The organism is Cellulosimicrobium sp. NPDC030954 (assembly GCF_055571305.1).
Genome location: NZ_JBVIFN010000004.1, coordinates 316944 through 330702 on the forward strand (window position 1 = coordinate 316944; position 13759 = coordinate 330702).

11 protein-coding genes are annotated in these 13759 nt (G+C 73.8%); 4 read left to right on the forward strand and 7 right to left on the reverse strand.

What is annotated here, in order from left to right:
• Positions 1 to 211 precede the first annotated feature (211 nt).
• Complete coding sequence (locus ACZ402_RS11285) at positions 212 to 1570, forward strand: choice-of-anchor A family protein (protein WP_375823760.1); 1359 nt, start codon at positions 212 to 214, stop codon at positions 1568 to 1570.
• Positions 1571 to 1639: 69 nt separating this feature from the next.
• Here ACZ402_RS11285 and ACZ402_RS11290 read toward each other — a convergent pair whose 3' ends face one another.
• The 3 genes from ACZ402_RS11290 to ACZ402_RS11300 form a co-directional block, all read right to left on the reverse strand.
• Positions 1640 to 2257: a pyroglutamyl-peptidase I gene (locus ACZ402_RS11290; protein ID WP_375823761.1), complete on the reverse strand. Its 618-nt coding sequence runs from the start codon at positions 2255 to 2257 to the stop codon at positions 1640 to 1642.
• On the reverse strand, positions 2254 to 2895 hold the full coding sequence (coaE, locus tag ACZ402_RS11295) for a dephospho-CoA kinase (protein WP_375823762.1): 642 nt from the start codon (positions 2893 to 2895) through the stop codon (positions 2254 to 2256). Before coaE ends, ACZ402_RS11290 begins: the two co-directional genes overlap by 4 nt.
• 63 nt (positions 2896 to 2958) lie before the next feature.
• Positions 2959 to 3489: a MarR family winged helix-turn-helix transcriptional regulator gene (locus tag ACZ402_RS11300; RefSeq protein WP_375823763.1), complete on the reverse strand. Its 531-nt coding sequence runs from the start codon at positions 3487 to 3489 to the stop codon at positions 2959 to 2961.
• A gap of 168 nt (positions 3490 to 3657) precedes the next feature.
• On the opposite strand from ACZ402_RS11300, the gene ACZ402_RS11305 reads away from it, so the two are divergent.
• Positions 3658 to 5610: an ABC transporter ATP-binding protein gene (locus tag ACZ402_RS11305; protein ID WP_375823764.1), complete on the forward strand. Its 1953-nt coding sequence runs from the start codon at positions 3658 to 3660 to the stop codon at positions 5608 to 5610.
• A 199-nt stretch (positions 5611 to 5809) separates the two neighbouring features.
• Here ACZ402_RS11305 and rpsA read toward each other — a convergent pair whose 3' ends face one another.
• Positions 5810 to 7291 (reverse strand): 30S ribosomal protein S1, encoded by a 1482-nt coding sequence (gene rpsA, locus ACZ402_RS11310; protein WP_375823766.1) that lies wholly within the window; start codon positions 7289 to 7291, stop codon positions 5810 to 5812.
• 211 nt (positions 7292 to 7502) lie between these two features.
• Positions 7503 to 8528: a 6-phosphofructokinase gene (locus ACZ402_RS11315; protein ID WP_204541848.1), complete on the reverse strand. Its 1026-nt coding sequence runs from the start codon at positions 8526 to 8528 to the stop codon at positions 7503 to 7505.
• A 229-nt stretch (positions 8529 to 8757) separates the two neighbouring features.
• On the opposite strand from ACZ402_RS11315, the gene ACZ402_RS11320 reads away from it, so the two are divergent.
• On the forward strand, positions 8758 to 9618 hold the full coding sequence (locus ACZ402_RS11320; protein WP_375823767.1) for a class I SAM-dependent methyltransferase: 861 nt from the start codon (positions 8758 to 8760) through the stop codon (positions 9616 to 9618).
• Between the two features lie 10 nt (positions 9619 to 9628).
• On the opposite strand, the gene polA is transcribed toward ACZ402_RS11320, so the two are convergent.
• A complete protein-coding gene (gene polA, locus ACZ402_RS11325) occupies positions 9629 to 12334 on the reverse strand; it encodes a DNA polymerase I (protein WP_375823769.1) in 2706 nt (901 codons plus the stop codon).
• A 97-nt stretch (positions 12335 to 12431) separates the two neighbouring features.
• Here polA and ACZ402_RS11330 point away from each other — a divergent pair, with 97 nt between their 5' ends.
• A complete protein-coding gene (locus tag ACZ402_RS11330) occupies positions 12432 to 12815 on the forward strand; it encodes a hotdog fold thioesterase (RefSeq protein ID WP_375823817.1) in 384 nt (127 codons plus the stop codon).
• A gap of 58 nt (positions 12816 to 12873) precedes the next feature.
• Here ACZ402_RS11330 and ACZ402_RS11335 read toward each other — a convergent pair whose 3' ends face one another.
• Entirely contained in the window at positions 12874 to 13539 is a 666-nt protein-coding gene (locus ACZ402_RS11335) for a GNAT family N-acetyltransferase (protein WP_375823770.1), read from the reverse strand.
• Positions 13540 to 13759 lie beyond the last annotated feature (220 nt).

Genomic DNA, 13759 nt, shown 5'->3' on the forward strand with positions numbered 1-13759 from the left:
TCCGTGCGCGGTCGGCGCCCCCTGGAGGAGTCGTTCCGGGAAATCACCCCGACGTAATTTGGAAGGTGTCATTCGCAACCTCTAGGGTCGCCTCGACCCTGCCGCGCTCCCCGACGCCCGTGGAGCAGCACGACACCACGGATCACGGGCGACGGAGTCCGTCCGCAGTAAGTCAGCGCCGCTAGCGAACCCTCGACCTGGAGCCGACACCATGCGCCTTCACCCCGCGCGCCCCCGCGGAATCCCCCTGCTCGCACTCACCGCCCTCGCCCTGACGACCGTCGGCCTCGCCGCGCCGGCGACCGCCGCGCCGCTGGCCACCACGCCGGAGGTCACCGCCGACGACGTCTGCACCGCGGATCCGTCCACGCGACCGGTCGACGTCTACGAGCTCACCGCCGTGGAGGACGCGGGCGTCGGCATCTGGGCGGGCGGCGGGCTCACCGTCACGACCGCGACCGAGCTCGAGGGTCGCGTCGTCGTGGGCGGGGACGCCGACCTCTCCGGGGCCGGGAGCCTCAACGTCGGGACCGCAGGGGGCGGCGGCTCGGCGATCACCCCGGCCGGCGGGACCGACATGCTCGTCGTCGGCGGCGACCTCGCGACCGCGACGAACACCCAGGTCGGCTTCCACGCCTCGAGCGGGGGCAACGTCGTCGTCGGCGGGAAGATCACCGGCGCGACCCCGAGCACCGAGAGCCGCAACGCGCCCGGCCGTCCGGGCACGGTCACGCAGGGCGTCGGCCGCGACGCCGCGCTGCGTCCCTACGTCGCGCTCCCCGGGCTCGTCACGGGCCTCGCGGCCGACGCCGCCGACGGCGCCGTCGCCGCCGCGCCCGAGGCCGGGGTGCTGACGGTCGAGGCCGGGGCGCGGTACACGCTCACGGCCGACCAGGCCTCCACCCTGACCACGCTGTACGTCACCGGGACCGGTCCGGTGCTCCTCACCGTCACCGGCGCCTCCGTGGACGTGTCGCGGCTGGAGCACGTCGAGTACGGCGGCGTGCGCGTCTACCAGGCCGCGCAGCACCTGTCGGCGCACTTCCTGTGGAGCTTCCCGGACGCGACCCGGGTGACGCTCGGCACGAACGACCAGTTCCCCGGGACCGTCGTCGTCCCGCGCACGGACGCGACCCTCACCGTCGCGACCTCGACCAACGGGCGCATCCTGTCGAACGGCGCCGTCTCCTACACCGGTGGCGCCGGGATCGAGCACCACAACTACCCGTTCGCCGGCCCGTGCGAGTCGACGCCGTTCGTCGAGGAGCCCAAGCCCGAGCCGTCGCCGGAGGGCCCGAACCCGGGCGAGGGCGTGACCACGCCGCCGACGACCGAGGAGACCCCGTCCACGGAGGAGCCGGGCGAGCCCACGGTGGAGGCGACCCCGGCCGCCGAGACCCCGGCGGCCAGCCCTGACGCGACCCCTGCGTCCGCCGAGGGCGACGACACGCCCGAGAGCGGCCTCGCCACGACGGGCACGTCGGTCGTCGTGCTGGGCGTGGTGGCCGCGCTGCTGCTCGCCGGGGGCGCGACGATCCTCGTCGTGGCACGTCGACGCGCGACGAGCTGACGCCTCGACCACGAGCACCGAGGGCCCGGCAGGCGAGACCTGCCGGGCCCTCGGCGTCCCGGCTCCGGCTCAGCTCTCCGCGCCGGCCGCGAGGGCCGGCTCGGGGGTGCCGAGGAGCGCGTGCCGCACGACCGCGGCCACCGCGGCGACCTGGTCCTCGACCGGGACCACGTCGGCGTCGGGGACGTGGACGAACCCGGCACGCCGCCCCGGCCCGGCGCCCCAGTGGTGCATGAGCGCGTAGAAGACGTCGTTGCACACGTAGGTCCCGGCGGTGCTCGACACCCCTGCAGGGACACCCGCCGTGCGGATCGCCGCGAGAGACGCCTTGAGCGGGAGCGTCGACCAGTACCCGACGGGCGCACCGGTGACGACGGGGACGTCGACGGGCTGCGCGCCTGCGTTGTCGGCGATCCGTGCGTCGCGCACGTTCACGGCAACCCGTTCGAGGCGGACGCCCGGCGCACTGCTCGCGAGGCCGAGCGCCACGACCACGTCGGGGTCGTGCTCGCGGATCGCGGCGTCGAGCACCGGCCACGCCCCCGCGAAGGTCACGGGGAGCCGGACGGCGACCACCCGATCGCCCACGAGCTCCTCCCCGCGCTCAGCGAGCCGCGAGGCGGTCTCCCACGACGGGTTCGCGACGGCGCCGTCGAACGGCTCGAACCCGCTGACGAGGACGGTCACGCCTCGTGCTCCTCGATCTCGGCCTGGACCTCGGCGTCGACCTCGGCACGCACCCGTGCCCAGAGCTCGTCGACCTGCTCCCGCAGCGCCTCGGGCGAGCCGGAACCGTCGAGGGTCACGTCCGCCGCGGCGAGGCGCGACGCGTCGTCGGCCTGGGCGGCGAGGCGGGCGCGGGCCTCGTCCTCGCTCAGCCCGCGACCCTCGACCATCCGGCCCACCCGGACGTCCGCGGGCGTGTGCACGACCACGACGCAGTGGAACCGCGCGGGGTCGCCCGTCTCGACGAGCAGCGGGATGTCGTGCACGACGACGGCCCGGGGGTCGGCCGCGCCGGCGGCGGCCTCGCGCTCGGCCGCGAGCCGGCGCACCTCCGGGTGGACGATCGCGTTGAGGCGCTCGCGCGCTGCGGCGTCGCCGAACACGACCCGGCCGAGCGCGGTCCGGTCGAGCGCGCCGCCACCGTCGAGGACGCCCGGCCCGAACGCCTCGACGACCTGGTCGAGGCCGACCGTCCCCGGCGCGACCGCGTCCCGGGAGAGCGCGTCGTAGTCCACGACGACGGCGCCGAGCTCGGCGAAGCGTGCGAGCGCGACGGACTTCCCCGCCGCGATTCCTCCGGTCAGGCCGATGCGAAACATGCGCCCCATCCTGCCAGCCGGTGGGCGACCTCGCGCCGGGACGGTCGACCTTCGCGCCGCGGCTCAGTCGTGCGCGCCCGTGCCACCTCTCGGCCGGTCGCCGGCGTGCGCACCGTCCGGCCGCTCCCCCGCGACGGCGCGCAGGAGCCGCAGGAGCTCGGCGCGCTCCGCGGGGTCGAGGCGCGCGAGGAGCGTGCCGGCGCTCGACGAGCGCTCCGCTCCTACCTGCGCGACGACCTCCCGCCCCCGCGGGGTGAGCGCGACGAGCGTCGCCCTCCGGTCGTGCGGGTCTGGGGTGCGCCGGACGAGCCCGGCCCGCTCGGCGTCGTCGACCTTGGACGTCACCGAGCGGGGCGCGACGTCCAGCGCCGACGCGACCGCGCCGAGCCGGCAGGGCTCGTCGCAGCGGGCGAGGAAGCGCAGCATCCGGTACTGGCCGGGGGTCGTCCCTGCCGGCTCGGCACGCTCGCTCGCCTCGCGCCGCACGCTCCGGAGCGCCGCGTGCAGGAGCGAGAGGAACTCGCCCGCCTCGTCCGTGGAGGTCAGGCCGCCCTCCGCGCCCCGCGCGGGGCGCGCGCTCGCATCGCTCGTCACGAGGCCGAGCGTACCGGGCGCGCGAGGTCTTGTGGAGTTTGCTCATTGTGAGTTAGACTCACTATCGCTCTCGCGCGAGCGGTCCTCGCGTCCGCCCCCAGCCGGCCGCGCTCGCCGGCCGCCACACCGCCGCAGACGACCGCGCCCCTCCCCCACCCAGGAGGCCCCATGTCTTTCACCTCACCCCTTCCCGGCTCCGGCGGCGGGCGCGGCATGCGCTCGTTCCGCCAGGACTCCTCCGTCGCGTCCCGTCGGCTGCACCGCGGCACGATCCGACGCGTCCTCACGTTCGCCCGGCCCTACCGGCGCCAGCTCGCGGCGTTCCTCGTGCTCATCTCGGTCGACGCCGCCGCGGGCGCGGCCACGCCGCTGCTGTTCCAGCGCATCATCGACGACGGCATCACGGCGGGCGACGTCGGCGTCGTCGTCGCGCTCTCCGCCGTCGCCGCCGGGCTGGCGGTGCTCTCGGGCGCGCTCGGCGTCGCCCAGCGGTGGTTCTCCTCGCGCATCGGCGAGGGCCTCATCGTCGACCTGCGCACCGCCGTCTTCGACCACGTGCAGCGCATGCCGCTCGCCTTCTTCAGCCGCACCCGGACCGGGGCGCTCGTCCAGCGGCTCAACGGCGACGTCCTCGGCGCCCAGCAGGCGTTCACGTCGACGCTCTCGAACGTCTTCTCGAACCTCCTCACCGTCGTGTTCGTCCTCGCCGCCATGCTCTCCATGTCCTGGCAGCTCACGCTCCTCGCCCTGACCCTGCTGCCCGCGTTCGTGCTGCCGGCCCGCTGGGTCGGCAAGCGCCTCGCCGCGATCACGCGCGAGAGCTACGAGCTCAACGCGGAGGCTGCGCAGACCATGAACGAACGGTTCAACGTCGCGGGCGCCCACCTCGTCAAGGTCTTCGGCGACCCCGCCCGCGAGTCGTCCCGGTTCGCCGACCAGGCGAGCCGCGTGCGCGACATCGGCGTGAAGCAGGCCATGTACGGCACGGTCTTCCGCGTCGGCCTCACCGTCGTCGCCTCCGTCGCCGTCGCGATCGTCTACGGGCTCGGCGGCGTCATGGCGATCTCGGGCTCGCTGACGGTCGGCACCGTCGTCGCGCTCACCGCCTACCTCGGGCGCCTCTACGGCCCCCTGACGGCCATGTCCAACGTCCAGGTGGACGTCATGACCGCGCTCGTCAGCTTCGAGCGCGTGCTCGAGGTGCTCGACCTCGAGCCCACCGTCACCGACGCGCCCGACGCCGACGACCTCGCCGACGACATCGAGCGGCACGGCGCGAGCCTCGAGCTCGACGGGGTGACGTTCCGCTACCCCAGCGCCTCGGAGGTCTCCCTCGCCTCGCTCGAGTCCGTCGCCGTCGAGGGGACCGACCCCACGACCGACACCCTGCGCGACGTCACCTTCGCGGTCCCCGCGGGGGCGATGGTCGCGCTCGTGGGCTCGTCCGGCGCGGGCAAGACGACCGTGTCACAGCTCGTCACCCGCATGTACGACCCGACCTCCGGGCACGTGCGGATCGCCGGGCGCGACCTGCGGGACGTCACGCAGGAGAGCCTCCACGACGCCGTCGGCGTGGTCACGCAGGAGGCGCACCTCTTCCACGACTCGATCGCCGAGAACCTCCGGTACGCCAAGCCCGACGCGACCGACGCCGAGCTCGAGGCCGCGCTGCGGCGCGCGCACGTGTGGGACGTCGTTGCCGCGCTGCCGTCGGGGCTCGACACCGTCGTCGGCGACCGGGGATACCGCATGTCCGGCGGAGAGCGCCAGCGCCTCGCCATCGCGCGCGTCTTCCTCAAGGCGCCGCAGCTCGTCGTCCTCGACGAGGCGACGGCCCACCTCGACTCCGGTTCCGAGGCCGCCGTCCAGGCCGCTCTCGCCGAGGCGCTGCGCGGGCGCACGTCGCTCGTCATCGCGCACCGGCTCTCCACGGTGCGCGAGGCGGACCTCATCGTCGTCCTCGACGCGGGGCACGTGGTCGAGACGGGCACGCACACCGAGCTGCTCGCCCGCGACGGGCGCTACGCCGAGCTCTACCGGACGCAGTTCGCGGACAGGCCCACGCCGTCGGACCTCGACCCGACCACCGCGCCGGCCGAGCCGGTGACCGCCACGGCCTGACGGCCCGGATCGCCCACCAGGCGATCCCGGACCGCCGAACAGGTGTTCCCGGCTCGTCCACGGCCGCTGACGGACCAGGACCACCTGTTCGGCACGGTCCCTGTACGTCGGGAACGGCGAATGGCCCGCCACCCTGGGGGTGGCGGGCCATTCTGCGACCTGCGACGTCTCCGCCGGAGCGGCGGAGGGCGTCAGGAGATCAGTTGCCGGTGAGCTTCTCGCGGAGCGCGGCGAGCGCCTCGTCCGACGCGAGCGTGCCCGTGGCCTCGGCGGCCGGGGCCGACGAGTAGGACGTGCTGCTCGAGGACGACGAGCTCGAGGAGCCCGAGTCGCCCGACGCGGCGTCGAAGTCGGCCTTGACGGCCTCGGCGACCTGCTTGCGGTGCGCCTCCCAGCGCTCGTGGGCCTTGGCGTACTCCGCCTCCCAGGCCTCGCGCTGCGTCTCGAAGCCCTCGAGCCACTCGTTGGTCTCCGGGTCGAAGCCCTCGGGGTACTTGTAGTTCCCCTGCTCATCGTACTCGGCCGCCATGCCGTAGAGCGCGGGGTCGAAGTCGTCCGACTCCGGGTCCACGCCCTCGTTGGCCTGCTTGAGCGAGAGCGAGATGCGACGACGCTCGAGGTCGATGTCGATGACCTTGACGAAGACCTCGTCACCGACGTTGACGACCTGCTCCGGCAGCTCGACGTGGCGCACGGCCAGCTCCGAGATGTGCACGAGGCCCTCGATGCCGTCCTCGACGCGCACGAACGCACCGAACGGGACGAGCTTGGTGACCTTGCCCGGGACGACCTGACCGATCGCGTGGGTCCGGGCGAACGTCTGCCACGGGTCCTCCTGCGTCGCCTTCAGCGACAGCGAGACGCGCTCGCGGTCGAAGTCGACGTCCAGGACCTCGACCGTGACCTCCTGGCCGACCTCGACGACCTCGGAGGGGTGGTCGATGTGCTTCCAGGACAGCTCGGAGACGTGCACGAGGCCGTCGACGCCGCCGAGGTCCACGAACGCACCGAAGTTGACGATCGAGGAGACGACACCGGGGCGCACCTGGCCCTTCTGCAGGGTCTGCAGGAAGGTGGAGCGGACCTCGGACTGCGTCTGCTCGAGCCAGGCACGGCGCGAGAGGACGACGTTGTTGCGGTTCTTGTCGAGCTCGATGATCTTCGCCTCGATCTCCTTGCCGACGTACGGCTGGAGGTCGCGGACGCGACGCATCTCCACGAGGGAGGCCGGGAGGAAGCCGCGGAGGCCGATGTCGAGGATGAGACCACCCTTGACGACCTCGATGACGGTGCCGGTGACGACGCCGTCCTCCTCCTTGATCTTCTCGATCGTGCCCCAGGCGCGCTCGTACTGGGCGCGCTTCTTGGACAGGATCAGACGGCCTTCCTTGTCCTCCTTCTGGAGGACGAGGGCCTCGACCGCGTCGCCGACGTTGACGACCTCACCGGGGTCCACGTCGTGCTTGATGGACAGCTCGCGGGAGGGGATGACGCCCTCGGTCTTGTAGCCGATGTCGAGGAGGACCTCGTCGCGGTCCACCTTGACGATCGTGCCTTCGACGATGTCGCCGTCGTTGAAGTACTTGATGGTCGCGTCAACGGCGGCGAGGAAGTCCTCCTCGGTGCCGATGTCGTTGACGGCAACCTGGGGTGCGGACTTCGCGGGGGTAGAGATGGTCATTGAGTTCGATGCTCCGATGCGGACAGGTGTAGTCGAGCGGGTAGGGTTCTCGGCGCGCCGCTGCCGCTGGTCCGTGGACCGGGTGACGCCATGGTCGGCGTCGTGGTCCGGGACGAAGGCAGGCGCAACGCACCGCCGTCCACCTTATCCGGGTGTCACCCCGGTGGTCAACGCGACGACCGAGACCCCCCCGCCGTCCGCCCGGGTCGCGTCAGGCGAGCACGCGCGCGACGCGCAGCAGCTCCTCGGGCACGCGCTTGGGCCGGCCGGCGACCTCCGCGAGCGGCACGAGCTCGACGCGCTCGCCCCGCAGCGCCGTCATCACGCCCGACGTCCCCGCGCTCACCGCGTCGACGGCCGCGACCCCGAACCGGCTCCCGAGGATCCGGTCGGTCGGCGTCGGCTCCCCGCCGCGCTGCACGTGCCCGAGGACCGTGAGCCGCGTGTCGAACCCCGTGCGCTCCGCGATCTCCGCGCTCACCCGCTCGCCGATCGACCCCGCGACGATCTCGCCGAAGCGGCCGAGCTGCTGCGTGAACTCCATCGACGACCCCTCGCGCGGGACCGCGCCCTCCGCGACGACGACGATCGAGAAGTTCGCGTGCGCCCGGTGCCGGTGCCGCAGGAACTTCACGAGCTGGTCGATGTCGAAGGGCTCCTCGGGAGCGAGGACGACCTCGGCGCCGCCCGCGATGCCCGCGTTGACCGCGATCCACCCGGCGTGGCGGCCCATGACCTCGACCACCATGACGCGGTTGTGGCTCTCCGCCGTCGTGTGCACACGGTCGAGGGCCTCGGTCGCGATGTTCACCGCGGTGTGGAACCCGATCGACAGGTCCGTCCCCTCGACGTCGTTGTCGATCGTCTTGGGGATCGCGACGATCTTGACGCCCGCCTCGGCGACGCGGCTCGCGGCGTGCAGCGTGCCGTCGCCGCCGATGCAGATGAGGGCGTCGAGGTGCTCGGCCTCGACCGTCGCGAGGACGGCGTCCATGCTGCCGTCCTCCTCGCGCGGGTGGAACCGCGCGGTGCCCAGCAGCGTCCCGCCGACCGGCAGCACGTTGCGGATGTCCTGGCGCCCGAGCGGGTGCACGTCGCCGTCGACCACGCCGCGCCACCCGTTGCGGAAGCCGATGATGGTGTGCCCGTACTCCCCCGTCCCCTGCTTGACCACGGCCCGGATCGCCGCGTTCAGGCCGGGGCAGTCGCCTCCGCCGGTGAGAAGTCCGATGCGCACCTGTTTCCTCCGTCTCGTCGTCGCGTCGCGCGTCCTCGCGCGCGTGCCCGGCGTCGACGGAGGTGCCGACCTCCGCGGCACCGCGTCGCCCTCAACCCTAGTCAACCCCGCGGCGTGGGTCACGGCCCGTCCCGGTCCTCGGGCACGCCGGCGACCAAGGTCCCGCCCGTCCGGGCCGTGCGGCGCCCCACGGTGCCCGGAAGCGGCGACGCCCGGGAGAATGGCCGGCATGAGCGCGACCCCCGCCCCCGTGCCGCCGCAGGTCCCGGTCCCGGACGTCACCCCGCCCGGCCCGACGGCCGACGCCGGCTACCGGGACGTGCCCGCCGCCGAGGGCGGCCGCGCCGGGCGCGGGTGGTGGGACGCGAACGCCGCCGAGTACCTCGACGAGCACGGCGCGTTCCTCGGCGCGGCGGACTTCTGCTGGTGCCCGGAGGGGCTGCGCGAGCGGGACGCGCACCTGCTCGGCGACGTGGCCGGTCTCCGCGTCCTCGAGGTCGGGGCGGGGGCTGCCCAGTGCTCGCGCTGGCTCGTCGCGCAGGGTGCCCGCGCGGTCGCGACGGACGTCTCGCGGGGCATGCTCGCCGCGGGGAAGGCGCTCGACCGGGCGACGGGCGTCCGGGTGCCGGCCGTCCAGGCCGACGCGCGCCGCCTGCCGTTCGCGGACGACACGTTCGACGTCGCGTTCACGTCGTTCGGCGCGATCCCGTTCGTCCCCGACGCGGAGGCCGTCCACCGCGAGGTCGCCCGGGTGCTCCGGCCGGGCGGCACGTGGACGTTCTCCGTCACGCACCCCACGCGGTGGGCCTTCCCCGACGACCCGAGCGCGCACGGGCTCACCGCGAACCGCTCCTACTTCGACCGGCGGCCGTACGTCGAGACGGACGACGCCGGCCGCGTCGTCTACGCGGAGTACCACCGCACGCTGGGCGACCACGTACGCGAGGTGGTCGCCGCAGGGCTGGAGCTGCGCGACGTCGTCGAGCCCGAGTGGCCGGCCGCCAACACCGAGGTGTGGGGCGGCTGGGGGCCAGTCCGCGGCGCCTACCTGCCCGGGACGGCGATCTTCCGCACGCGCCTCCCGGGCTGACGAGCCCGGGTCAGTGCCCCGCGTCGTGCCACGTCGCGCCCACGCCGACCGACACGTCCAGCGGCACGTCGAGGTCCGCCGCCGCGCCCATCTGCGTGCGCAGCACGTCCTCGACGGCGTCGCGCTCGCCCGGGGCGACCTCGACCACGAGCTCGTCGTGCACCTGCAGGAGCAGCCGCGAGCGCAGCCCGCGCTCGTCGATCGCCCGCTGGACGCCCAGCATCGCGACCTTGATGATGTCGGCCGCGCTGCCCTGGATGGGTGCGTTGAGGGCCATGCGCTCCGCCATCTGGCGACGCTGCCGGTTGTCGCTCGTGAGGTCGGGCAGGTACCGGCGGCGCCCGAGGATGGTCGCCGTGTATCCCGTGGCGCGCGCCTCGTCGACGACGCCCGTGAGGTAGTCGCGCACGCCGCCGAAGCGCTCGAAGTAGTCGTCCATGAGCTTCTGCGCCTCGCCCACCTCGATGGTGAGCTGCTGGGAGAGCCCGAACGCCGAGAGACCGTACGCCAGCCCGTAGGACATCGCCTTGATCTTCGCGCGCATCGCGGGCGTGACCTCGGCGGCCGGCACCTCGAACACCCGTGAGCCGACGTAGGAGTGCAGGTCCTCGCCGGACCGGAACGCCTCGATGAGCCCCTCGTCGCCCGAGAGGTGCGCCATGATGCGCATCTCGATCTGGCTGTAGTCGGCGGTCACGAGCGTCTCGTAGCCCTCGCCGACCACGAACGCGCGCCGGATGCGCCGGCCCGCCTCCGTGCGGATCGGGATGTTCTGCAGGTTCGGGTCGGTCGAGCTGAGGCGTCCCGTCGCCGCGATGGTCTGCTGGAACGTCGTGTGGATGCGCCCGTCGTCCGCGACGGACTTGAGCAGCCCCTCCACCGTCTGGCGCAAGCGCGAGGCGTCGCGGTGCGCGAGCAGGTGCTCGAGGAACGGGTGCTGCGTCTTGACGAAGAGGTCCGCGAGCGCCGACGCGTCGGTCGTGTAGCCCGTCTTGATCTTCTTCGTCTTGGGCATCCCGAGCTGGTCGAACAGCACCTCCTGGAGCTGCTTGGGCGAGCCCAGGTTCACCTCGCGCCCGATGACCGCGTACGCCTCCGAGGCGGCGGTCGCGACGAGGTCGCCGAAGTGCTGCTCGAGCTCGCGCAGGTACTCGACGTCGGCCGCGATGCCGCGCTGCTCCATGCGCGCGAGCACCTGGGAGAGCGGGAGCTCCAGGTCGGCCAGGAGCGTGGTGGCGTCGCGGTCCTCGAGCTCGCCCGCGAGGACGTCGCCGAGCTGGGCGACGGCGAGCGCGCGCACGGCGTCGCGCTCCTGCTCACCGTTCCCGTCGAGCGAGAGGTCGAGCGCGCCCTGGACGTCGTTGCCGGCCTCCGTGTCGGGGCGCAGCTCGCGGTGCAGGTGGCGCACCACGAGGTCGCCCAGGTCGTAGCCGCGCTGGTCCGGGTGGCACAGGTAGGCGGCGAGCTCGGTGTCGAACGTGACGCCCGCGAGGTCGTAGCCGCGCGCCGCGAGCTCGTGCCACGCGGACTTGGCGCCGTGCACGACCTTGGGCCGCTCCGGGTCGGCGAGCCAGGCGGCGAGCGCCTCGTCGTCGGCGCCCGCCACGTCGGCGAGCTCGAGCGCGACGGCCGCCCCGGCGTCGTCGGACACCGCGAGCGCCCAGGCGTCCCCGCCGCCGGGCACCGCCTTGCCGGCCACCTCGATCCCGAGGCGCCGGGCGCCGTGCTCGGCGAGCCACGCACCGAGCCCGCCGGGCAGCACGTCGGCGAGCTCGACGTCGAACCCGGCCTCCGTCTCGACCTCGCCCTCGGGGGCGATCGCGAAGAGCCGGTCGCGCAGGGCGCGGAACTCCAGGGCGTCGAGCACGCGGTGGGCCGCCTCGCGGTCCCACGGGCGCGTCGCGAGGTCGTCGGGGCCGACGGGCAGCTCGAGGTCGCGCAGGAGCGCGTTGAGCTGCCGGTTGAGGCGGACCTGGTCGAGGTGCGCGCGCAGGTTCTCCCCCGCCTTGCCCTTGATCTCGTCGGCGTGGTCCAGCAGGCCGTCGAGGTCGCCGTACGCGGTGATCCACTTGGCGGCCGTCTTGGGACCGACGCCCGGGATTCCCGGCAGGTTGTCCGACGTCTCCCCGACGAGGGCGGCGAGGTCCGGGTATCGCTCGGGCGGCACGCCGTACTTCTCGACGACGGCGGCGCTGTCCATGCGCGCGAGCTCCGAGACGCCCTTCTTCGGGTAGAGCACCGTGACGTCGGGGCCGACGAGCTGGAACGAGTCGCGGTCGCCCGAGCAGACGAGGACCTCCATCCCGGCGTCCGCGCCCTGGGTGGCGAGCGTCGCGAAGATGTCGTCCGCCTCGTAGCCCTCGCGCTCGAGCGTCGGGATGTGCAGCGTCTCGAGGATCTCCTTGATGAGCGGGACCTGGCCGCGGAACGGCTCGGGCGAGGACTCGCGCGTCCCCTTGTAGCTCGGGAGGATCTCGGTGCGGAACGACTGGCGCCCCGCGTCGAACGCGACCGCGACGTGCGTCGGCTCCTCGTCCCGCAGGAGGTTGATGAGCATCGACGTGAAGCCGTACACCGCGTTCGTGTGCTGCCCCGTGGTCGTCGAGAAGTTCTCCGCCGGGAGCGCGAAGAACGCCCGGTAGGCCATGGAGTGTCCGTCGATGAGCAGGAGGCGAGGTCGCGCGGAGGTCGTCACGGGTGCCAACCTACAGTCCATGACCGACACGCACGGCCCCGACCGGACCACCGACCCCACCGCGCCCGCGCCCGCCGCCACAGGCGCGCCCGAGGCCCCGCGCCACGCCTACGAGGCCATGGGCCTGCGCACCGCGGGCACGCTCATCGAGCGCATGGGCATCGAGCTGGAGGACGTGAGCGCCGACCGGGTCACCGCCCGCATGCCCGTCGCGGGCAACACCCAGCCCGCCGGTCTCCTGCACGGGGGTGCGTCGGTCGTGCTCGCCGAGACGCTCGGCTCGATCGCCGCCCAGCTCCACGGCGGACAGGGGCGTGCCGCGGTGGGGATCGAGGTCAACGCGACGCACCACCGCGGGGTGCGCGACGGCTGGGTCCACGGGGAGGCCGTCGCGGTCCACCGGGGCCGCACGACGGCGAGCTACGAGATCGTGGTGTCCGACGACGAGGGTCGTCGCGTGTGCACGGCGCGCCTCACGTGCATGATCCTCAGCCTGGACTGACCACGACGTCGCGGGCGTCCGCCCGCCGGGTGCGCCCGGCAGGCGGGCGGCCGCCGGCTCAGCCGGGCAGGGTCTCGCGGGCCTCGACCGGGGTCACGACGCCGCTGCGGCTGCGGTACTCCGCCTGGAACTCGCGCAGGTCGACCGGTCCGGACATCGTCTCGGTCCGGGCGCGACGACGGCGCGCGATGAGGTCCTCCAGGGACCGGGCGCCCCGGCGGGTGGGCGTGAGGTCGGCCGCGAGGCGGCGCTGCAGCACCGCGGTCGACACGACGCGGTGGCCCGCGACGGGGCCGAAGCCGAGGCGCGCGAGGAAGCGCTGGACGCCGCGCGAGCCGGGGATCGGGACCGAGTAGACGTGCGTCGCGCCGGCGCCGGCGGCGAGGTCGGCCGTGGCGCTGAGCAGCGCGTGACCCACGCCGCGTCGGCGGGCGTCCTCGCCGACGTAGACGGCCTCGACGTACAGGCTCGGCTCGTCGGCGAACAAGTGCGGGTCGAGCACGCGCGCCAGCACGAACCCGACGGGGCGGCCGTCGTGCAGGGCGACGAGGACGTTGCCGCCCGGCAGCGTCAGCAGCACCGACAGGTGCCGGACCAGACGGTCCTCGTCGGGCGCGCAGATCTGGGCCCCGGACGCCGACTCGCGTCGAGCCTCCGAGCACAGCACAGCGATCCCCGGCAGGTCGTCACCGACCGCGGGCCTGACCTCCACTGCTGGGCGCACCGCGCTCCTCCTCGTTCGCACCGTGGGACCGACGGCACCGAGGGACGTGGGGGGTGAGATGGTTCCACGTCGCTCGGACGGCGCCGTCGGCCGTCGACTGAGCACTACGTGGCGACCGCGTGTCCACCGCCCCGGGAACTACTGGACGCCAGTCCAAGACGATAGCCCGCCCGGGGCGCCGTGACAAAGGTCCTGCTCAGGACACCCGGCCACGGCCGAT